Annotated in this window: 16 protein-coding genes; 9 read left to right on the top strand and 7 right to left on the bottom strand. The window is 69.7% G+C overall.

The window, feature by feature from the left end; genetic code table 11:
- The first annotated feature begins 44 nt into the window (after positions 1–44).
- From H7A69_RS06805 to H7A69_RS06790, 4 genes are all read left to right on the top strand, one after another.
- The gene (locus H7A69_RS06805; RefSeq protein WP_259346118.1) at positions 45–2,645 is read left to right on the top strand and encodes a Z1 domain-containing protein; all 2,601 of its coding nucleotides are present in this window, start codon (positions 45–47) and stop codon (positions 2,643–2,645) included.
- Complete coding sequence (locus H7A69_RS06800; protein WP_182046364.1) at positions 2,632–3,693, top strand: PD-(D/E)XK motif protein; 1,062 nt, start codon at positions 2,632–2,634, stop codon at positions 3,691–3,693. Before H7A69_RS06805 ends, H7A69_RS06800 begins: the two co-directional genes overlap by 14 nt.
- Positions 3,694–3,893: 200 nt before the next feature.
- Positions 3,894–7,385 (top strand): TM0106 family RecB-like putative nuclease, encoded by a 3,492-nt coding sequence (locus tag H7A69_RS06795; RefSeq protein WP_182046363.1) that lies wholly within the window; start codon positions 3,894–3,896, stop codon positions 7,383–7,385.
- Between the two features lie 135 nt (positions 7,386–7,520).
- Positions 7,521–8,318: a nuclease-related domain-containing protein gene (locus H7A69_RS06790; RefSeq protein ID WP_182046362.1), complete on the top strand. Its 798-nt coding sequence runs from the start codon at positions 7,521–7,523 to the stop codon at positions 8,316–8,318.
- 149 nt (positions 8,319–8,467) lie between these two features.
- Here H7A69_RS06790 and H7A69_RS06785 read toward each other — a convergent pair whose 3' ends face one another.
- The gene (locus H7A69_RS06785) at positions 8,468–8,605 is read right to left on the bottom strand and encodes a hypothetical protein (RefSeq protein WP_182046361.1); all 138 of its coding nucleotides are present in this window, start codon (positions 8,603–8,605) and stop codon (positions 8,468–8,470) included.
- A gap of 62 nt (positions 8,606–8,667) precedes the next feature.
- A complete protein-coding gene (locus H7A69_RS06780) occupies positions 8,668–9,087 on the bottom strand; it encodes an SseB family protein (protein WP_182046360.1) in 420 nt (139 codons plus the stop codon).
- 134 nt (positions 9,088–9,221) lie between these two features.
- Here H7A69_RS06780 and H7A69_RS06775 point away from each other — a divergent pair, with 134 nt between their 5' ends.
- Genes H7A69_RS06775 through H7A69_RS06760 form a run of 4 tightly spaced genes read left to right on the top strand, consistent with a single transcriptional unit; the run spans position 9,222 to position 13,454 of the window.
- Positions 9,222–10,571 (top strand): ABC transporter substrate-binding protein, encoded by a 1,350-nt coding sequence (locus H7A69_RS06775; RefSeq protein ID WP_182046359.1) that lies wholly within the window; start codon positions 9,222–9,224, stop codon positions 10,569–10,571.
- On the top strand, positions 10,568–11,527 hold the full coding sequence (locus H7A69_RS06770) for a carbohydrate ABC transporter permease (RefSeq protein ID WP_182046358.1): 960 nt from the start codon (positions 10,568–10,570) through the stop codon (positions 11,525–11,527). Before H7A69_RS06775 ends, H7A69_RS06770 begins: the two co-directional genes overlap by 4 nt.
- Positions 11,527–12,438: a carbohydrate ABC transporter permease gene (locus tag H7A69_RS06765; protein WP_182046357.1), complete on the top strand. Its 912-nt coding sequence runs from the start codon at positions 11,527–11,529 to the stop codon at positions 12,436–12,438. Before H7A69_RS06770 ends, H7A69_RS06765 begins: the two co-directional genes overlap by 1 nt.
- Positions 12,435–13,454: an aminoglycoside phosphotransferase family protein gene (locus tag H7A69_RS06760; protein WP_182046356.1), complete on the top strand. Its 1,020-nt coding sequence runs from the start codon at positions 12,435–12,437 to the stop codon at positions 13,452–13,454. Before H7A69_RS06765 ends, H7A69_RS06760 begins: the two co-directional genes overlap by 4 nt.
- A gap of 43 nt (positions 13,455–13,497) precedes the next feature.
- Here H7A69_RS06760 and H7A69_RS06755 read toward each other — a convergent pair whose 3' ends face one another.
- Together H7A69_RS06755 and H7A69_RS06750 are read right to left on the bottom strand one after the other, a co-directional pair.
- Positions 13,498–14,289: an SDR family oxidoreductase gene (locus H7A69_RS06755; protein ID WP_182046355.1), complete on the bottom strand. Its 792-nt coding sequence runs from the start codon at positions 14,287–14,289 to the stop codon at positions 13,498–13,500.
- Positions 14,290–14,381: 92 nt separating this feature from the next.
- Positions 14,382–15,215: an HNH endonuclease family protein gene (locus tag H7A69_RS06750; RefSeq protein ID WP_182046354.1), complete on the bottom strand. Its 834-nt coding sequence runs from the start codon at positions 15,213–15,215 to the stop codon at positions 14,382–14,384.
- Positions 15,216–15,393: 178 nt separating this feature from the next.
- Between H7A69_RS06750 and H7A69_RS06745 the strand changes: the two genes are divergently transcribed.
- Positions 15,394–16,173 (top strand): aldo/keto reductase, encoded by a 780-nt coding sequence (locus tag H7A69_RS06745; protein ID WP_182046353.1) that lies wholly within the window; start codon positions 15,394–15,396, stop codon positions 16,171–16,173.
- A gap of 8 nt (positions 16,174–16,181) precedes the next feature.
- Here H7A69_RS06745 and H7A69_RS06740 read toward each other — a convergent pair whose 3' ends face one another.
- The 3 genes from H7A69_RS06740 to H7A69_RS06730 form a co-directional block, all read right to left on the bottom strand.
- A complete protein-coding gene (locus tag H7A69_RS06740; RefSeq protein ID WP_182046352.1) occupies positions 16,182–16,580 on the bottom strand; it encodes a type II toxin-antitoxin system VapC family toxin in 399 nt (132 codons plus the stop codon).
- On the bottom strand, positions 16,577–16,819 hold the full coding sequence (locus tag H7A69_RS06735) for a hypothetical protein (RefSeq protein WP_182046351.1): 243 nt from the start codon (positions 16,817–16,819) through the stop codon (positions 16,577–16,579). The genes H7A69_RS06740 and H7A69_RS06735 overlap by 4 nt, the downstream gene beginning before the upstream one ends.
- 74 nt (positions 16,820–16,893) lie before the next feature.
- On the bottom strand, positions 16,894–20,196 hold the full coding sequence (locus H7A69_RS06730) for a DEAD/DEAH box helicase (RefSeq protein WP_182046350.1): 3,303 nt from the start codon (positions 20,194–20,196) through the stop codon (positions 16,894–16,896).
- Between the last annotated feature and the right edge of the window lie 46 nt (positions 20,197–20,242).

The raw sequence follows: 20,242 nt of genomic DNA, 5'->3' as shown, positions 1-20,242 counted from the left end.
CTCGCGAGAGCTGGCCAGCCGGTCGTGCACGGACCGGACTCGTGATGGGCTCCGTCCAGTCGGGTAAGACCGCGTCGATGCTTGGTGTGTCTGCAATGGCGATGGACCGTGGTGTAGACGTCATCGTGGTGTTGGCCGGCACTAGCCTCTCGCTTTGGCGACAAACATATGGGCGCGTCATCGCGCAGCTCGACGCCGGCCCAGATGGAGCGGCCAAGCGCTCGCGTCGACTGCTCTGCCCACCCGCTGCCGTCGCGCTTTCAGAGGGTAATCAGCCGTTGGACCGCATTTACGGGCTGATGCCGGCGACCGTGAAGCAACGGATGGTGCAGCGTCAACCGCTCATCATCGTCGCGATGAAGCAAACCGACCACCTTCGCGCGCTCGGCAATAGCCTCCGCAAAAACGTGTTCGGCGCGGTGAGGCAACTCGACCGCCCCGTGCATATGTTGGTGCTCGACGACGAGGCGGATGATGGCTCCGTTTTGGACGCAATCGTAGAAACGTCTCAGGACCCCGTGTATGGTAATCTCAAGCAGATTCCCCGGACTGTTGCAAATTTGTGGGACCCGCCTCAAGGGGCACCGGATAATTTCTTTGCTACCTACGTTGCCTACACCGCTACGCCCCAGGCTAACCTCCTGCAGGAAGACCACAATCCACTCGCTCCCCGCCACTTCTTGGTGTCGCTGCGCACCCCACTTGACGTCGGCTATCCGGTCGATTTGGCAGACCCGGCAGACCTCAGCGTGCCTCGCTCGGCGAGCTACCCGGAGCCCGCGGGCATGCCCGCCTATTACACTGGCGGGGAGATTTTTTATCGACGAGCTAGCAGCGCGGGCTTGTGTGTGGAGACGACCGGTGCCGCCCCTCACGACCTCGCGGAAGCGGTTAGGGCATTCCTAGTCGCGGGCGCAATTCGTTTGTTTAGGTCGGGCAAGCTCGGTCCGACATCGGCAAGAGCGACGTACTTCACGACCGAGGCTGACGCCCGCTCGAGTGTCTCTTCACCTCACTCAATGCTCTACCACCCCTCGGCGGTCATCAAGGAGCACTTTGAAGCGGCCGAAGAGCTTTTGCTGTGGTCTGGCGTCGCCGACCGTCAGATTGCGCACCGGCTCCTGAAAGGGAGAGATGCTCGGCTGCCTGAGGCACTGATAACGGGGTTGCTAGCGGATCCGGCGCCGTGGTCGAGATGGCTCGACAAATATCGTGCGTCCGCCGATGCTATCGGGTCAGAGTTCGATGTGCTTACACCTGCGATGTTCCCCGACTGGAAGACGACCGAGACACTGTTGGTCGACGAGATTATTCCGGGAACCAGAGTGGCGGTCGTGAACAGTGATCCGGGTGCGGACGACCGTCCTGCGTATGCGCCTACGGAGGATATAGAAACCGGGAAGTGGAGGGCTGCACGAGACCTTAGTACGATCTTTGTCTCCGGTAACGTGATGGCCCGCGGGCTGACCCTCGAAGGCATGACGACCGCATTATTTCAGCGCTCATCAAGCAACCCTCTCGCCGACACGCAGATGCAGATGCAGCGATGGTTTGGCTATCGTGGTGATCATATCGATCTATGCCGCGTCTTCGCGTCCCGAGAGCAGCTTGGCCTCTTCCGCGCTTATCATGACACTGACGAGGCTCTGCGCGCCGCTATCTCGGAACGGATGATGGCTGGCGGAACTGAGCCGGCTATTCTACAGGGCGCGAATTTCGTCGCGACGGGTAAGATCGCAAACATAGGGAGCCGTCCGCTAGCGCCGGGAGCGCAGCCCTTCGTTCGAGTAATAAATAGCGGTCGGCGAGCTGATCCGAATCTCGAAGTAGTCGCACGGCGCTTTTCGGGGTCCTCATCCGATCTCACTGTCGGGGGGGTCCTTCGGGGCCGCATCCTGGATCGTCCCCTCGAATTGTCTGAGGCTGCCGAGATGCTCGACAGCCTTTCCTTCGATGAGTACCGTCCTAGTGCCGAAGGTACGCAGGGGGACCTTTGGAGGCGGATCGAGTCGCGGGTGCATTCTGTAGCTCCGCTGCCTGAACCGCGTCTCTACCGTCCACCAGTCGCGCGGGGGCAAGGAGACTCTGCGCGGCGGGATTGTCCGTATTCTATCGCCGCCTATCTCCGTCTTTGGTCCGCGAGTCTAACCCGGCCGGTCCCTGGGCTCTTCATCACTGGCAGCCCGGGCGAGCTATGGTCATACGCGAACCTTGCGCTCAAAACCGCCGATCGGCCGCGGTTCTGGGTGGGCATCCGTTATGGAAATGGCGCACGGGTTTCCCTTGGCCCGCACAAGCGATTCCCGTTCGAGGTTCGCGCAACCACTAAGAATGTGTCCTCGGGGGAACTCACCACGACCTGGGGCGCAAACGATCCCACCGCGGTCCCGGGACAATACCGTGGCGACGCGTACTTCGACACCTACCGTCGGGAGGCGTTCTCGCCTCTCGTTAGTGATGGCACGTCGTGGCGCCCGAGTGGCTCCGACGGGCAGATTCTGTTCTACATCAATCAACATCCAGGACAACTGCACCCCGCTGTGGCAGTAGGGGTCTGCATTCCAGCTGGCGGCCCTGAACAGTTCTCCGCCACGCGTGCTGTGGCCGCTGATGCCCGGAGGAATCTCACACATGATCAATTTTGAGGACGTGCTCTCGAAGGTGGTGTCAATTCCCGCTGGGGACGCGGGGAATGACCGTACGATTACCTGGCTGACGGAGGCTCAAGTAGTGGGCCTCGCCAGAAATAGTCGGGGGCACTTAGAATTATTTCTGGCAGGCGACCCGCTGAAGGCCAGGATGCGCGCCGTGGACTCGGCAATGCACCACCACTCATGGCACCGTATCAATCAGTCGCCCTTCAGTGCCAACCGAATCCTCCTGCCAGCGCTCGGTCACTTTGATCACGTGGGCGCGTTCATCGCCGCGGAACTCTTGCGTGAGGACGCGGATTCGGACCTCAAACGTGCATTCGCCGTCGCTGAGCCGTTGATCGAGCTGTCGATCAAGCGTCTTGAGATATCTGAAAATGCGATCCTGGGGCTGGCTGGCGAACTACTAATCCTCGATTCGCTCTGTCGCCAAGCAGATGACATGCATGTGGGTGGGATCGTTTCTGCATGGGATGGTTGGCGGCGCTCAGCTCGGGACCTCAGTTGGGAGGGCACCGGGGTGGAGATCAAGACCACTACCCGGAGTGCCTCGAGTCACCTCATTCAAGGTGTCCACCAGGTTGAACCTGCACCAGCCTCGGACGATGCGCCGGGGGAAGCCCGTCTTCTGCTCGTCAGTGTTGGCCTGCATTTGGCGGAACCCGGTATGACGGCTGTGTCGATCCCTTTCCTTGTGGATAGCATTCTCCTGCGACTAAACGCCGTTAGTGCTGCGGGCGTGAGCGCAATATTCTTGAGCCGGGTTTCCGCGTACGGCTCCGAGTCTGGCATCGGCTATGAGCACGAGTCGATGGCTAACGATGCGCCATTTACGACCCGGTTCGGGATCACGTTCGTTCGGGGGTATGACATGAGCGACTTCTCGATTAAAGTCCTCCGGAGAGAAGATGTTCTAGAGCACCAGCATGTAGATGTCCAGTCGTTGATGTTCCGAGTGGACCTGCCCGCGGTGATCACGCACAGTAACCCCTTGTCAGGCCGCCGCCGCGTCGCCGAAAGCATTTTGGAGTTGCATCCGTAGACACTTTGGCGACTAGTAATCGAGCGTTTCACCCGCCTCCGCTGCGGTGGAGAACGTCGGCCCCGTCGGCAAGACCCGCGCCGGTGACGTGCTCGCGCCCAGGGGAAACGACACGGCTTCGGCGGATGATCCCAAGGGACGCGAGGAACGTCGGCGGACGCCCCTAAGCTCGCGGGGCACCGAACGACACAGGGGAGCATATGCAGATCACCACCGACGGCCAGGCCCTCCTCAGCCCGAGCGACCTCAGCACGTGGGCGACCTGCGAGTGGGCATTCCTCCGCCGCCTCGACGCCAAGCTCGGCCGCGGCGGTCCCCTGCCCGACGAGCACGACGACATGCTCGAGCGCACCGCACGCCTGGGAGACCAGCACGAGCTCGACTACCTCGAAATCCTCAAGCAGACCCGCGACGTCGTCGAGTTCGACCGACCGACACCGCCCGAGTACCCAGCGGCAGCGCAACAAGCGATCAATGCGTTCCAGACCGGCGCCGACGTCCTCTACCAACCGACCTTCCACGAGCCGCCCACCCCCGATCGCCCGGGCTTCATCGGCTTCGCCGACTTCATCCTCCGCAACGCCGAGGGCGCCTACGAGGTCTACGACACCAAGCTCGCCCGCCACGCCAAGATCAGCGCCCTGCTCCAGCTGGCCGCCTACGCCGAGCAGATGCAGGCGCACGGCATCCCCACCGGCAAGCAGGTCCACCTGGTGCTCGGCGACCGGACGACCACCACGCACGACCTCGCCGACATCGCCCCGGTGTACCGAACGCAGCGCGCCGAGCTCGAGCGGGTCATCGCCGAGCGGATGCGGGAGCACGAGGAACTGCAGTGGGGCGACCCCCACTACTCCAGCTGCGGCCGCTGCACCATCTGCCAGACCCAGGTGCAGCAGTACCGCGACCTGGTCCTCGTCGCCGGCATGCGCCTCGACCAGCGCACGAAGCTGATCCGGCAGGGGGTGCGGACGATCGACGACCTGGCGAACCGCACCGCGGCCGTGCCAGGGATGTCGCGATCCACGCAAGACAGGCTGGTCCGTCAGGCGCGCCTCCAGACCGAGACCGAAGCCGAGCAGCAAGCAGGCGGAGCCCAGAAGGGGCCGGCCAAGCCGCGCTTCGAACTCCACGACTCCCGCGCCCTCGACGCGATCCCCGCGCCCGACCCCGGCGATGTCTTCTTCGACTTCGAGGGCGACCCCCTCCACACCGAGGACGGCGTCCACTGGGGCCTCGACTACCTGTTCGGCCTGGTCGACGACCGCGCCGACTTCACCGCCTTCTGGGCACACACGGTCCGCGACGAGCGCCAGGCGCTGATCGACTTCCTCGCCTTCGTCAAGGAGCGCCGCGCGCAGCACCCGGGCATGCACGTCTACCACTACGCGGCGTACGAGCGGACGCACCTGCTGTCCCTCGCCGCCCGGCACGGCGTGGGGGAGGACGACGTCGACGACCTGCTCCGCGCCGGCGTCCTCGTCGACCTGTACCCGATCGTCCGCAAGGCCCTGGTGGTCGGCAGCCGCAGCTACTCGATCAAGAAGCTCGAGCCGCTGTACATGGGTGAGGACCTCCGCACGAGCGACGTCACGAACGCCGCCGACAGCATCACCGCCTACGTCGAGGCGATCGAGGAACTCCGGAACGGCGACCCCGCGACCGGTCAGCGGATGCTCGACCAGGTCGCCGACTACAACGCCTACGACTGCCGCTCGACGCTGCGGCTCCGCGACTGGCTGCTGTCGCTCTGGCCGCCGCGGTCTGAGCCGGCGACCGACGAGGCCGAACTCCTCCCGCCGATCCCCGTCGAGCGCGAGCCGAACCCCGTGTACACGGCCCTCGCCGCGCAGATCGCGGACGTCGACCCCCTCGACCGCGACGCCGACCAGACCGCCCTGGCGCTCGCGGCCGCCGCGATCGACTACCACCGCCGCGAGGCCAAGACCTTCTGGCAGGACCACTTCGACCGCCTCCGCAACCCCGTCGACGACTGGGCGGACACGCGTGACGTCCTGGTCGTCGAGCGCGCGTCGGTCGAGCGGGACTGGGACACGCTGCCGCGTGCCCGCTCGCAGTCGCGCGAGATCCGGTTGTCGGGGACGCTCGCGCCCGGCTCGCGCATCCGGCCGGGAGGCACGCCCCACCTCGTCTACGACGACCCACTCCCGCCGTCGGTCACCGCTCCGGCGCCGGGTTCGAAGGGCGCGTCGGCTCGCGCGGTCGTGCTGGACGCCGAGCAGAACGGCGATGCGTTCGAGGTCCTGGTGAAGGAGAGCCTGCCGGTCGGCGGTGGCGAGCCCCACCACGACTTCCCGATCGCCCTCGCGCCGGCCGCCCCTCCGCGGGCGAAGCCGCAGCCCGAGGCGATTGCCGAGTGGGGCCAGGAGGTCCTCGACGCCCTGCCGTCGATGCTGCCCGACCCGGCGCTCGACCTGCTCCGCCGGGTCCCGCCGCGCGGCGCACTCGCCCCGGTCGCCGGGGACGACACCGTCTCCGCGGTCGTCACGACGCTGCTCGGCCTCGACCGGTCGTACCTGGCGATCCAGGGCCCTCCCGGCACGGGCAAGACCTACGTCGGGTCGAACGTCGTCGCTCGGCTCGTCCGGGAGCACGGCTGGCGCGTCGGGGTCGTCGGCCAGTCCCACGCGACATCGGAGAACTTCCTGTCGTCGGTGGTCCGCGCGGGTGTGCCCGCCGACCGCGTCGTGAAGGTACCGAAGTCCGGTGCGACCGAGGACGAGCTCGAGGCCGCCGCATGGACGCCGGTCAAGAACAACGCCGCCGTCTCCGCCTTCCTGTCGTCGTGCGCCGAGACCGGCACCGGGGGAGTCGTCGGCGGGACCGCGTGGACCTTCGCGAACGAGGGCACGATCCCGCGACGCTCCCTCGACCTGCTCGTGGTCGACGAGGCCGGGCAGTTCTCGCTCGCCCCGACCATCGCGTCCTCCATCGCCGCGCAGCGCCTGCTCCTGCTCGGTGACCCGCAGCAGCTCCCGCAGGTGTCACAGGGGTCGCACCCGGAGCCGGTCGACCAATCCGCGCTCGGGTGGTTGGCGGACGGGGAGCACGTGCTCCCGCCCGAGTTCGGCTACTTCCTGGCGCACACTCGGCGCATGGAGCCCGCGCTGACGGCGTCGGTCTCGGGGTTGTCCTACGACGGGCAGCTGACGTCGATCGTCAGCGGGCGGCACCTGGACGACCTCGAGCCGGGCGTCCACCCGGTGCCGGTGGTGCACAGCGGTAACACGACGTCCTCCGCCGAGGAGGCCGCGCGGGTCGTGGAGCTAGCGCAGGACCTGATCGGACGCCGGTGGGTCGACGGGGACGTCTCGCGTCCGCTCACGGACGAGGACGTCATCGTCGTCGCGCCGTACAACGCACAGGGGGCGCTCATCCGCGAGGCCCTCGACCGCGCCGGACTCCGCGGGACGCAGGTCGGCACGGTCGACATGTTCCAGGGGCGTGAGGCCGTGGTGTCGATCACGTCGCTCGCCGCGTCGAGCGCGGCGGACATCCCGCGCGGGCTCGACTTCCTGCTCATGCCGAACCGGTTGAACGTGGCGTTGTCGCGGGCGCAGTGGGCGGCGTACCTCGTGTACTCGCCGGCGCTCACCACGGGGTTGCCGCCGTCGATCAGCGGCCTGTCGTTGCTGTCGCGGTTCATCGAGCTGGTCGAGCCGCGAGCCTGACGCCCGAACGTGGGCTTTCCTCGATCGCCGTGCGGCTGGGAGCGTCGGGGTGTGTCAGACGGACCAACAACGCTCGGACAACCGGACCCGCTGCACGGACCTGTGCCTCGAGCGACGCCGGTCGGCGCCCTGCCGATGACCCTTCGCGCCCGTCGCCCCGGGTACGCGGTGATGCAGGAGTGCCTCCGCCTGCAGTCCGAGGCGCCGGCACGAACCAAGGCGCAGCGCTTCTGGGGCGCCGATCCGGTGGTCCCGGCCGCACGGTCGTGGTTGAAGGGCGCGATGGGGGAGCGTCGGGTCGCCGCGGAACTCGACCGCCTCGGGCCGGCGTTCACGGTGCTCCATGCGGTGCCGGTCGGTTCCGGGTCGACCGACATCGACCACCTGGTGATCGGTCCGACCGGTGTCTTCTCCGTCAACACGAAGAACCACAGCGGACACAAGGTGTTCGTCGGCGGTGGCGCGTTCATGGTCGGAGGGAAGAAGACCTCGCACATGAACGCCGCGCAGAGCGAAGGTCGGAGGGCCACGCGCCTCCTGTCCGATGCAGCGGGCGTGCCCATCCTCGTGCAGCCGCTGCTCGTCGTGGCGGCGGAACGCATCACCTTCGGCAAGAAGCGTGCGGCCGTGGTCGTGCTGACTCCGGAGCAGGTGCGGCCGTGGATCGCCGGACTCGAGCGTGCTCACTCCGACGAGGCGGTCCGCTACCTCTCGATGCTCGCGGAGGACCGCGGGACGTGGCACGCGAGCGCGGTCGTGCTCGACGACACGCTCCGCCTCGAACAGCGCTTCGATCGGCTGCTCCGCGAGATCGACGACGCACGTACGCGGCGACGGCGGGCAGCGCTCGCCGTGGTGCTCGGCGCCGTCACGCTGCCCGCTGCCGGCCTCATGGCCCTCTCGGGCTTGGCAACCGTCCTGTTCGGAAGTTGACGAGCGAACCGACCGCCACGGGCTCACCGTCGGTCCGGAATGTAGACGAGCAACCGATCAGGACGCGACGTCCCTGAGCACGTCCGCTATCCCCGCGATCGTCACGCTCGCGACGGCCCACACGAGCGGCGCGACCAGGACCGCGGCGATCAGCACGCCGAACAGCAGCCCCGGCGACGAGCGTTCGGCAGCGGCACACGGTTCCGCCGGCGGATCAGGACGGCAGCGACGACCGCCACCCCCACGACGTAGACGACCGCGACCATGAGTGCGACGAGCAGCAGCATCGAGGTTCCTCCCCAACTCGGTGCGAAGCCGCCAGCCGAGCGAGCCGCCCGGGCGGCCGCGGTCAGTCCTCGTCGTCGACGGGCAGCTCCCCACGCAACTGCGCCCGGATCCCAGCGAGCACGTCGGCGTGCAGGAAGTTCGCCGCCTCCGCACTCGTCGGGTCCACGACGATGCCGAACTCCTCCGGCACCGCCGTCACGAGCTCGGCCATCCGCACCGGACGGGCCTCGGTGCCGGGGACGCCCTCAGTGAGCTCGGCGGGGTCGGTGAAGACCGGCACGAAGGGCAGCTCGCGGATCATCACGTGCGCGATGCTCCCGCCCTCGGGGTCGTCCGCCGACTTCCACGGCACCCAGGCCGCACTCGACAGGAAGCCCTCGGCCGAAGCGGCCATCCGCGTCCGCAGCTCGCCGGCCGCGGTGGACGCGGTGTTGTCGACGCCGCGCCCGAAGGCCGACCCGGTCGTCTCGTTGCTGCTCATCGCGTTCCCTCCGAGATGGTGTCCCGCCATGCTCCCACGCACCGGCGCGCAGGCCGAATGCGCACTGGCGGCACCGGTGTCGGTACGGGCGTCTACAGTCCGAGCAAGTGTCCACGACCTGAGTCAGGAGCACCGTGTCACCATCCCAGCTGACCCGACGATCGCTCCTCGCAGGAGCGCTCGGGCTCGGTGCCGCCTCCGTCCTGAGCGGGTGCGTCGCGAACAACGGACCGCAACCGAGTACGGCGGCGCCCGGGTCGAAGGCCGACATCGGCGAGGTCGAGGGCACGCTCCGCTTCGCGTTCTGGGGCGGCAGCGACGGCGAGAACACCGGGTTCGCCCGGGCCAAGGCGGGCTTCGAGAAGCGGCACCCGAAGGCGACGATCGAGCTGCAGACCCTGCCGTACGACGGGTTCTTCTCCGGCATCGACCGGGGCATCCTTTCGAAAACGGCACCGGACGTGTTCCGGGTCGACTACACGAGCATCGGCAAGTACACCTCGCACGGGGTGCTGCTCGACATGACGCCGTACCTCAGCGCCGCGGAGTCGAAGGCGTTCCTGCCGGCGCTGTACGACGCGGTCCGGTTCGAGGGCCGCACCTACGGCGTCCCGCACCAGACTGACACGTCGGCGATCGCGTTCAGCCGCAAGGCCCTCGACGAAGCGGGCATCGGCGCCGTGCCGGACCGGCTCGAGGACGCCTGGACGTGGGAGGAGTTCGCCGACGTCAGCACGAAGCTCCGGAAGAGCCTGCCCGACGACAAGTACCCCTTCGCCTACGACTGGACCGCGGCCGGCGCCTACCGCTGGGCGAGCTTCCTGTACCAGGCGGGCGGGTCGCTGCTCACACCCGAGCTGACCCGCTCGGCGGTGGACAGCGACGCCGGCAAGAAGGCGATGGCGTTCACGCAGCGGTTCTTCGACGAGCGCTGGGTGCCGGCGAACAACACGATCAAGACGACGGTCTACTCGGACAACTTCTTCCTCAACCAGACGGTCGCGATGACGTTCGTCGGCGACTTCCTGGTGCCCGAGCTGGCCGACGGCACGAACGGGTACCAGGGCGGCGAGTGGACCACCACCTACATGCCGCAGGACCGGGCGGCGGCGTCCGACCTCGGCGGCAACGCGATCGTCGCGACGCGGGACACCGAGAACCCGGAGCTCGCCGCGGCCTTCCTCAAGTTCCTCGTCGAGGAGGACCAGATGCGCGACTTCTGCCAGCGGGCGAACGAGCTCCCGACGCTGCTGAGCCTGGCGGACACCCCGCTCGACTACGCGGTGCGCCCCGACGTGATGGGCGTCTTCACGCAGCAGGCGACGACGATCACCGAGACGGCGGTGCGCGAGACGGTGGTGCCGGGCTTCGCGAGCGTGAACACCGCGTTGCAGGACCAGCTCGAGCTCGCCTTCCACGGGCGGAGCACCGACCAGGCGATCCGCTCGATCAGCTCGGCGATCGACGAGGCGGTGGCCGCATGACGGGCGCGGCCGAGCGCATCGGCGGTGCCACGGCGGGCGGAGCCGTGCGGCGCGGACCGCGGCTGTCTGCCGGACGCTTCCGTGCCTCCAGTACGGCCGCCGCGTCGGCGTTCCTGCTGCCGAACGTCGTGCTCATCGTGATCTTCACGCTGTTGCCGCTCGTCTACGCGCTGGTGATCAGCTTCCAGGACCTCGACTCGCTGGGCGGGACGAGCTGGGCCGGTCTCGGCAACTACGCCCAGCTCATCACCGACCCGGTGTTCTGGCAGTCGGTGTGGAACACCGGCGTCTTCACGCTCTTCACCGTGCCGGTCGGCATGGCGATCGGGCTCGGCATCGCGGTGCTGCTCAACGGGGTGCTGCCCGGCCGGGCCGTGTTCCGGACGATCATCTTCCTGCCGCTCGTCGTGTCGGGGGTGGCGACGGGTGTGCTCGGCGCGTGGATGTTCGACCAGAACAACGGGTTCATCGACAAGTTCCTGGCGACGCTCGGGCTGCCGCAGATCGACTGGCAGTCGAGCGGCGGGTGGGCGATGACCGCGGTCATCCTCATGACGCTCTGGCAGCGCATCGGCTTCGACATGCTCATCTACCTGGCGGGGCTACAGGGCGTCGACCCAGCCGTGCAGGAGGCCGCGACGACTGACGGCGCGAGCGGCTGGCAGCGATTCCGGCTCATCACGTTCCCGCTGCTCGGTCCGTCGACGTTCTTCCTGCTCGTGATGAACCTCATCTACTCGTTCCAGGTGTTCGACACCGTGTGGGCGATGACCCGCGGTGGCCCCGGCTACGGCACGACCACGGTGGTGTCGTACGCCTACCGGGTGGCCTTCGACGAGCACGGCCCGCAGCTGCTCGGCTACGGCGCCGCGGTCGGCATCGTGATCTACCTCGTGACGCTCCTCATCACCGGACTGCAGTGGCGCTTCAACGCCGGACGGGACCAGACGGACTGATGACCTCCTCGACCTGGAACACCGGCGCCGCAGCGTCCGGCCGGACCGCCGCCGCGGCCACCACGACCGCGACCCGATCGCCGCGGAAGCGTCGCGGCCGCCTGCTCTGGCTGCGCCTGACCGTCGCGGTGATCGTCACCGTGGTGATGGCCTTCCCGCTGTACTGGATGTTGCTCACCGCGTTCTCGACCCGCGCGGACCTCTACGCACCGGGGCTGCACCTGTGGCCGCAGCACTTCACGCTGCAGAACTTCGTGCGCCCGTTCGCCGAGTTCCCGGTCTGGCGCTGGTTCGCGAACTCGCTGCTCGTGTCGGTCGTCGTGACCGTCATCACGGTGGTGTGCAACCTGCTCGCCGGGTACGCCTTCGCCAAGTTGAAGTTCCGCGGGCGGAACGCGCTGTTCCTCGTGCTGCTGTCGACGCTCATGATCCCGCCGCAGGCGATCATCGTGCCGCAGTTCTTCATCTCGATCGGCCTGCACCTGTACGGCGGACTCTGGGCGGTCATCCTGCCCGAGGCCGCGGCGATCTTCGGGGTGTTCCTGGCGCGGCAGTTCTTCCTCGCCGTCCCCGACGAGCTCATCGAGGCGGCGCAGCTCGACGGTGCCGGCCGCTTCCGCACGTTCGTGTCGGTGGTGCTGCCGCTCTGCCGTCCGCTGCTCGCGGTCCTCGTGCTGCTGACGTTCATGGGGGAGTGGAACGCCTTCGGCTGGCCGCTCGTCGCGCTCTCCGGCAACCAGGACCTGTTCACGGTGCCGATCGGCATCGTCGGCACGCTGCAGGGGCAGTACACGTCGGACTACGGCGCGATCATGGCGGTCAACCTGCTCATGATCCTGCCCATCGTCGCGCTCTTCCTCGCCTTCCAGCGCTACTTCGTCGAGGGCCTGTCGCGGAGCGGCCTGCGGTGAGCTCGGGCTCCACCCGGCAGGACCCGTCCGGCTCGCGCCCTTCGGTCGAGGACGCCCGGCACTGGCTGGCCGAGGACTTCGCCGTCCAGGTCGCCGACATCGAGGAGGTCACCGGCGGCACCGACACCTCGGCCGTCGTCTGGCGCGTGGTCGACGACGCCGGGACGGCCTGGGCGGCGAAGTGGACCACCCGCCGCACGGGGACCGGCACGCGACTCGTCACGTCGATGGCCACCGCGGGCGTCGAGGGCACCCCGACCGTCCTGCCGACGACCGACGGGCGCGCACGCAGCCGTCGGGCCGGCGGGAAGCTCGCACTGACCCGCTGGTCGGAGGGCGAGGACGCCGCCACCGTCGGGCTCGGACTGGAGGCGTGGGTCGCCTACGGCGCGCTGCTCGCCGACGTGCACGCACACGCCTTCCCCGTGCCGCCGCGTCGGCAGGGCGCGCGTCGGGGCATCCGCCGTCGCCGGCGTCGCTACCGCGCGGAGATCCGCGCGCTCGACGCCGCAGCCGTCGGCGGGACCGACCCGGTGCTCGACCTCTGGCGTGCGGCTCGCCCCCGGATCGACCTGCTGCTGCGCGGGACCGACCTCGCATCGAGGACGCCCGGGGAGCCCGTGCCCTGCCACGGCGACCCGCACCTCGGGAACGTGCTCGTCGAGCCGGACGGCTCGCTGCGGCTGGTCGACTGGGACGAGGCGGTCGTCGGTCCGCGGGAGATCGACCTGCACCTGGTGGAGTTCAGCGTGCTGTTCCAGCCGGCGACCGCGGCGCAGCTCGCCGCCTTCCGTCGGGGGTACGGGCCGGTGGAGCTCGACGAGTGCCGGTTGGTCCGGTACGCCTGCATCCGGGCGCTCGAGGACCTGACGGCGACGATGACCGCGGCGCTCGCGAGCAGCGGGGCCGAGCGGGACGAGGAACTCCGGGTCTTCACCGGGATCCTCGCGCCGATCGGATCCGCATCGCTCGTCGAGGACCGGCTGCGGGAGGCCCTGGCGGCCGAGGCGGCCTGACGTCCGTGTCAGCCGTCCGTGTCCGCCGCCGGACCGGGTCCGCTCAGTATGCGGCCGACTGCCCGCCGTCGATCGGGACGACCGTCGCGTTGACGTACGAGGCGTCGTCGGACAGCAGGAAGGCGACGACCGCAGCGATCTCGGGCGCCTCGCCGTAGCGCTTCGTCGGGTTCACCTGGATGAACTCCTCGGCGGCCTTCCGCGGGTTCTCCGCGTCGATCTGCTTCATCGAGTTCTCGACCATCGGCGTCCAGATCGCACCGGGGGCGATGGCGTTGATGCGGATGCCGTACCGGCCGTACTCGACGGCGGAGTTGCGGGTGAGGCCGACCACGCCGTGCTTGGCGGCGGCGTACCCGGACTGGTTGCCGATGCCGCGGATGCCGCCGACGCTGGCGGTGTTCACGACCATGCCGGAGCCCTGCTCGCGCATGACCTTGAGGACCTTCTCGAGGCCGAGGAACACCCCGCGCAGGTTGATCGACACGACGCGGTCGAACTCGGCGGCGGTGAAGTCCTCGGTGGGGTTCTGCTTGCCCTCGATGCCGGCGTTGTTGAAGAAGCCGTCGATGCGGCCGAAGCGCTCCGTGGTCGCGGTGACGTACGCGTCGACCTGGGCCTCGTCGGAGACGTCGGCGACGGTGGTGAGGACCTGCGCGTCGGGCGTCGCCTCGCGGACGGCGGCCTCGGTGGCGGCGAGTCCGTCGGCGGAGACGTCGACCAGGGAGAGTGCCGCGCCCTCGGCGGCGAGGCGGACGGCAGTCGCGCGGCCGAGGCCGGAGCCGCCGCCGGTGATGAGGACGACGCGGTCGGTGAAGCGGGTGGTGTCGGGCATGGTGATGGCCTCCTGCGGTCTTCGACGGTGAAGTCGATGCGTCTGCATCAGCTTGCCACCTACGCTACACCTGTCGTCCAGGCGGCCCGATGTCAGCAGCGCGCGAGGACCCGTTCCATCGCGTCCCGCTCCGCCGGAGCGACCCAGAGCCGGTAGGTGGTCTTCACGGCGACCTGGTGCTCGACGTAGGTGCAGCGGAACGCGGTGGCAGCGGGGAGCCAGGTCGCGGCGTCGCCCGAGCGCTTCTGCGCGTTCGAGTGGCCGTCGACGGCGAACAGGTTCGCGGGGTCGTTCGCCAGGGCCTCGCGCTCGGCCTGGGACAGCTGTTGCGCGCCGGTGCGCCAGGCGTTCTCGAGCGCGACGACGTGGTCGATCTGCACGAGGGTCGAGGTGCGGTTGCCGCGCACGAAGTCCACCCGTTCGCCGGTGTACGGCGACACGAGCGTCCCGCGCAGGACCTTGCACGGCCCCTGCCGCTCGACGCCGCTCAGGTCGCGGGCGAGGACGTCGTTGCGGGTGTCGCACCCGTTGCGGTCGACGTCGAGCCACGCGGTGCCGAAGCGGGCCTCGCGGTCGTAGCCGGTCGCGGGCGCCTTCCCCTTGACGGGCAGGAGTGCGAGCTGTCGTCGAGCGGCGTCCGCTGCCGCGGCAGCGGCGGTGGTCCCGGCGGCGTCGGCCGTGCGGGTCGCGTCGGTCGCCGGCCCGGAGGCGCTGCTCGCCCCCGCCCCGCCGCCCGCGCCGACCGACGGGTCGCCGCTGCTCGTCGGCGCGGTCGTCGGTGTGCGGGTCGCGTCCTGTGCGGCGTCGGCGTCGGTGTCGACCGGACCGGCGGCATGGAGGACCGCGCCGAGGACGACGACGGCCACGACGACGCCGAGCGTGCTGAGGGTGGTGCGGGTGCGGGTGCGGCGTCGGTTCGACGTCATGGATGAGCCTTCGGTGATGCGGTGGCGCGGCGGCGCGGTAGGACCGGTCCGGACGGACCGCCCTCGATCCTGCCGTCGAGCACCGACGGAGCCGGGCGGGACACGGCGCACCGGACCCGGTTGTCCGCTCCGGGACGTGCCTCCGAGCACCGGGGGCCGTGCGGCGTAGACACGGGGCATGACCGATCATGCGAACCCCTCCGTGTCCGTCACCGGTGGGTCGATGCCGCTCCTGGGCTTCGGCACCTGGCAGATCCCCGACGCCGATGCGCCCGCCGCCGTGGGCGCTGCGCTCGAGGCCGGCTACCGGCACATCGACACCGCCACGGGCTACTCGAACCAGCGCGGCGTGGGCAAGGCGCTCGCCGCGTCCGGCCTGGCGCGTGACGACGTCTTCGTCACGACGAAGCTGCCGCCGGACAACGCCGACCGCGTGCGGCAGACCATCGAGGAGAGCCTCGACCAGCTCGGCCTCGACCACCTGGACCTGTGGCTCGTGCACTGGCCGCCGAACGGCGAGGCCCGTCCGGACGTCTGGGAGCAGGTCGTGCAGGCGCAGGCTGGCGGACTCACCCGCGCCGTCGGCGTGAGCAACTACTCGTTGGCGCAGATCGACGAGCTGACCGAGGCCACCGGGACCACCCCGGCCGTGAACCAGATCCGCTGGAGCCCGGCCGAGTACGACGCCGGGGTCGCCGCGGGGCTGCAGCAACGCGGTGTGGTGCTCGAGGGATACAGCCCGTTCAAGGCGAGCAACTTGCAGGACCCGACGCTCGTCGAGATCGCCCGGGCGCACGACGCCGACACGGCGCAGGTCATCGTGGCATGGCACGTGGCGCACGAGTTCGTCGTGATCCCGAAGTCGTCGAACCCGGAGCGCATCCGGTCGAACGCCGCGGGCGCACACCTTGAGCTCTCGAGCGACGAGGTGACGCGCATCGACGGCCTCGCCGGCTGACCTTCCGGTCAGACCACATCGAGCACGTCGGCCAGCTCGACTCCGTGCTTGCGAGCAAGCTTCCCCAACCGCCGGTCGAAGGTCGCCAACCGGCCCCGAGCCCCTTGTGCGGTCACGACTGCGGTCGCATCCGGGAAGCCGATGCGCTCGCGAGCACGGAGTCCTGCGACGCCTCGAGCCTGCGCGCGGGACATCGCCACGACGTGGACGCCGAGCGCGACCAGGTGCCGCTCGTGGTCTGCGGCGCTGCCGAGGCGTGTCGGCCGGACGAGCGTCTCCGCGAGCGTGACCGCCGACGTGCAGAACACGTCCCATGCGTGGTCCTCCACGAGTTCGAACGCCTGCGTGTGGAGACCATCCTCCCGATCCAACAGCGCGATCAGCACGTTCGCGTCGAGGACGATCACGCTGTCCGCACGGCGCGGAGGTCGGCCAGGTGACCGGGTGGGTACATCCCCGAGTAGGCGCCGAGTGCGCCGACCAGATCCACCTCGGCGCCGTTGGGGAGCCGGAAGGTCGACTGGCCGGACAGGCGGGACCGCCGCACTACACCCACGCGTGGAGCCTCGGAACCGGTCGTGATGTCGACGGCTGACAGGGACGGGGTGGATCGCGGCGGAGCAGGCCGGCTGGGTTCGACGAGCATGGCGCGACGCTACCGAGGTCCGCGGCCGGCGACCAAGGCGTTCGTATGTCGCATGCACAGGCCCGGACCAGGCGTCAGGCGAGCAGGGAGCGGATGTCCTCGGCGGTCAGGTCGTCGGCGAACAGGGCGTCGTCGTCGATCATCGTGGCGAACAGCTCGGCCTTCTTCGCGGCCAGGGCCAGGACCTTCTCCTCGATCGTGTCCTCCGCGATGAAGCGCTGCACGTTCACGGAGCGGGTCTGGCCGATGCGGTGCGTCCGGTCCACCGCCTGGGACTCGGCGGCGGGGTTCCACCACGGGTCGAGCACGAACACGGTGTCGGCCTCGGTGAGGGTCAGGCCGAAGCCGCCGGCCTTGAGCGAGATGAGGAACGCCGGCGCCGTGCCGGTGCGGAAGCGGTCGATGACCTGCGGGCGCTTCCGGGTCGACCCGTCGAGGTACTCGTAGCCGATCCCGCGGGCGTCGAGGGCGTCGGCGACCATGCGCAGGAACGTCGTGAACTGGCTGAAGACGAGCGCCCGTCGGCCCTCGGCGGCGAGCTGCTCGAGTTCGTCGAGCAGCAGGTCGAGCTTGGCCGAGGGGACCGGGTCGCCGGGCTCGGTGGCGTCCTGCACGAGTGCCGGGGACAGGGCGAGCATGCGCAGCAGGGTGAGCGACCGGAAGACGATCATTCGGTTCCGGGCGAGGTCGTCGATGAGGTCGAGGACCTTGAGGCGCTCCCGGTTCAGCGTCCGCTCGTACAGCGCGCGGTGCGCCGGGTCGAGCGTCACGCGGACGACCTGCTCCTGCTTCGGCGGGAGGTCCGCGGCGACGCTCTCCTTCGTCCGCCGGAGCATGAGCGGTCGGATCCGCCGACGGAGCCGAGCGGTGAGCTCCGCGCGGGCCTGGCCCCGCAGGTCCGGCGAGCCGAGCGGCTTGACGTAGTCGTCGCCGAACCGCGACCACGAGGACAGCAGCCCGGGAGCGACGACGTGGAACAGCGCCCAGAGGTCGGTGAGGCCGTTCTCGAGCGGGGTGCCGGTGATCGCGAACTTCACCGGCGCGGGCAGGTCGACCGCGGCCCGGTGCGTCTGTGACTGCGGGTTCTTCACGAACTGCGCCTCGTCGAGCACGAGGGCCGACCACGGCAGCTCGGCGTACTCGGTCGCGTCGAGCCGGAGGAGCGCGTACGACGTCACGACGACGTCCGAGGCCGCGGCGGCGCGGGCGATCCGGGCGTGGTCCTTCAGCGAGGTCGCCGTGATCGTCGTCACGCGCAGCGAGGGGGTGAAGCGTGCCGCCTCGTCCGCCCAGTTGCCGACGACCGAGGTCGGCGCGACCACGAGGAACGGCGCTCCGTCAGGTTCGGTGGCGCGGGCGGCGGCGACCATCGCGAGGACCTGCAGCGTCTTGCCGAGGCCCATGTCGTCGGCGAGCACCCCACCGATGCCGTGCTCGCGCAGGAACCGCAGCCAGGCGTACCCGGCGTGCTGGTACGGCCGCAGCTCCGCGTGCACGGCGTCGGGCACGGGGACGTCACCGGGGGGTGCGGCGTCGAGCAGGCCCGCCGCGATCCGCTGCCACCGGTCGTCGTGCTCGGACTCGTCGGCGAGTTGGTCGAACTCCGACCAGATGCCGGCCTGCAGCGGTGTCACCGTGAGCGGCTGGTCGGGCTCCCACTCGTCGAGCTCGCGGGCCTCCTCGATGACCTCCTTGAGCCGGTCGAACGCCGGGTCGGCGAGCGACAGGTAGGAGCCGTCGACGAGCTTCATCCGCCGGTCGCGCTTCGCGAGCGCCCGGAGCAGCGGCGTGAAGGGGAGCTGCCGACCGTTCACGGTGACGAAGATGCCGAGGTCGAACCAGTCGTGCTTGGTGGACGGCATCGTCGTGACGCGGATGTGCGGTCGACCGCTGAGCCGTTCGTGTTCGGTCGGCTCACCCTGCACGACGGTGCGGACACCGAGTCCGGGCAGGGCCGGCACGAGCTCGTTCACGAAGACGGCGGCGTCGGCGTCCTCGACGGTGCCGTCCTCGAACCAGGCAAGCCCGCCGCCGGGCCCGGACGACTCGGTCTCGTCGGCGGCGTGCAGCGCGGACAGGTCGGGCAGCGGACCGTGCAGGGCGACCGGGTCCTTCCGGCCGTCGACGTGCCAGCGCCACTGCAGGTGCACGCGGTCGTCGGTGCGCGGGGCCCGTGCGGGCTCGAACGTCACCGTGAGCACGAGCTCGGGCGGGGTGCGCTCGGGCAGCTCGACCGATCCGTCGGAGCTGACCAGCCCCAGCGCCCCGCGGAGGCGCGGCGACCAGTCCGCCAGGAACTCGTCGACGGCCTCGCTCGGGACCGTGATGCGGGAGCCCTCGACGAGCATCCGACGCTGGTCCTCGGGGACCGGCGACGGCGTCGGGGCCAGCGTGACGTGGAACTCGGGGCTCTCGCGGAAGGCGTAGACGCCGTGGTCGCCGATGGTCCGAGCGGCGCCCTCGGGGACGGGACGGCCGTCGACGACCGCGCTCGCACCGATGACGAGCGCACCGTCGTGACGGGCCGCGTCGAGGAGCACACGGGCCTCGGCGCCGAGGACGGCCCCGCCGTCACGCTTGCCCGTGACGAACGTGATGCCGAGCCCCGGTGCCTGCTGCAGCAGCGGCCAGAGCAGCGGACTGCCGAAGTCGTCGAGGTGCACCCAGTCGCTCTCGCCCGGCAGCCCGGCGAGCTGTCCGGCCCGGTGCAGCGCCGAGAACTGCAGGAACCAGGCGTGCTGCTCCGGCGCGATGCCGAGCCGGTTCATCGAGTAGGGGAGCGTGCCCCAGGTGAGCTGGCCGCGGACCCAGTTGCCGGCGGCGCTGCGCGTGACGGGCCGGACGCCGAGCCGGACGCTCCGCGAGCGCGTCGGCAGCGCTCGACCGGCCGCCCGTGCGCGCGAGGCGAGCGCGGCGGGGACCGCGTCCCGCAACTCGAACTGGAGGCCGATGGGGGTGCCCTGCGGGGTGACCACCCTGTCGTCGTCACCGGCGAGGCGGGCCAGGTCGTGCCTCCAGTCCGGGGCTGCTGGTGCGCTCACCGGGGCGCTCGTCCGGGGCCCGGCAGCGGCCGCGAGTGCGCGGGCGTTGACGGTGAGGAGCGCGGCGGCGACGTGCTTGCAGTCGCCGCCGAGGGGGCACGAGCAGGTGCTGCGGACCGGGCGGACGAACTCGCCGCGGGCGGCCGTCGTCTCGACGCGGAGCTCGTAAGGCTCGTCGGCGGAACCGGACACGGCCGCCGTGACCGTCCCGTCGTCGTCGTGCCAGGTGGCGTCCTCGACCAGACCCGCGCGGACGACGTCACGGGCCCGACCGAACGTCTGCGGACCGACGAAGCGGATGACGTCGACGGCGTCGATCATCGGGGCGGCGGGCACGGACCCATCGTGCCAGGTGGGACCGACAGGCACGGCCCGTCATCTG

Source organism: Curtobacterium sp. ME26 (genome assembly GCF_903970945.1).
GTDB classification, from domain to species: Bacteria; Actinomycetota; Actinomycetes; order Actinomycetales; family Microbacteriaceae; genus Curtobacterium; species Curtobacterium citri.
The sequence above is the reverse complement of the archived record's forward strand: the minus strand, read 5'-3'. Positions and strand labels throughout refer to the sequence as shown.

Bases quoted from the DNA above. Each gene is read 5' to 3' on its own strand.
- H7A69_RS06780 (WP_182046360.1), bottom strand. From the start codon at position 9,087: ATGAGCAGCAACGAGACGACCGGGTCGGCCTTCGGGCGCGGCGTCGAC.
- H7A69_RS06785 (WP_182046361.1), bottom strand. From the start codon at position 8,605: ATGCTGCTGCTCGTCGCACTCATGGTCGCGGTCGTCTACGTCGTGGGG.
- H7A69_RS06800 (WP_182046364.1), top strand. From the start codon at position 2,632: ATGATCAATTTTGAGGACGTGCTCTCGAAGGTGGTGTCAATTCCCGCT.
- H7A69_RS06755 (WP_182046355.1), bottom strand. From the start codon at position 14,289: ATGCCCGACACCACCCGCTTCACCGACCGCGTCGTCCTCATCACCGGC.
- H7A69_RS06790 (WP_182046362.1), top strand. From the start codon at position 7,521: ATGACCCTTCGCGCCCGTCGCCCCGGGTACGCGGTGATGCAGGAGTGC.
- H7A69_RS06750 (WP_182046354.1), bottom strand. From the start codon at position 15,215: ATGACGTCGAACCGACGCCGCACCCGCACCCGCACCACCCTCAGCACG.
- H7A69_RS06735 (WP_182046351.1), bottom strand. From the start codon at position 16,819: ATGCTCGTCGAACCCAGCCGGCCTGCTCCGCCGCGATCCACCCCGTCC.
- H7A69_RS06765 (WP_182046357.1), top strand. From the start codon at position 11,527: ATGACCTCCTCGACCTGGAACACCGGCGCCGCAGCGTCCGGCCGGACC.
- H7A69_RS06805 (WP_259346118.1), top strand. From the start codon at position 45: ATGGGCTCCGTCCAGTCGGGTAAGACCGCGTCGATGCTTGGTGTGTCT.
- H7A69_RS06745 (WP_182046353.1), top strand. From the start codon at position 15,394: ATGACCGATCATGCGAACCCCTCCGTGTCCGTCACCGGTGGGTCGATG.
- H7A69_RS06795 (WP_182046363.1), top strand. From the start codon at position 3,894: ATGCAGATCACCACCGACGGCCAGGCCCTCCTCAGCCCGAGCGACCTC.
- H7A69_RS06770 (WP_182046358.1), top strand. From the start codon at position 10,568: ATGACGGGCGCGGCCGAGCGCATCGGCGGTGCCACGGCGGGCGGAGCC.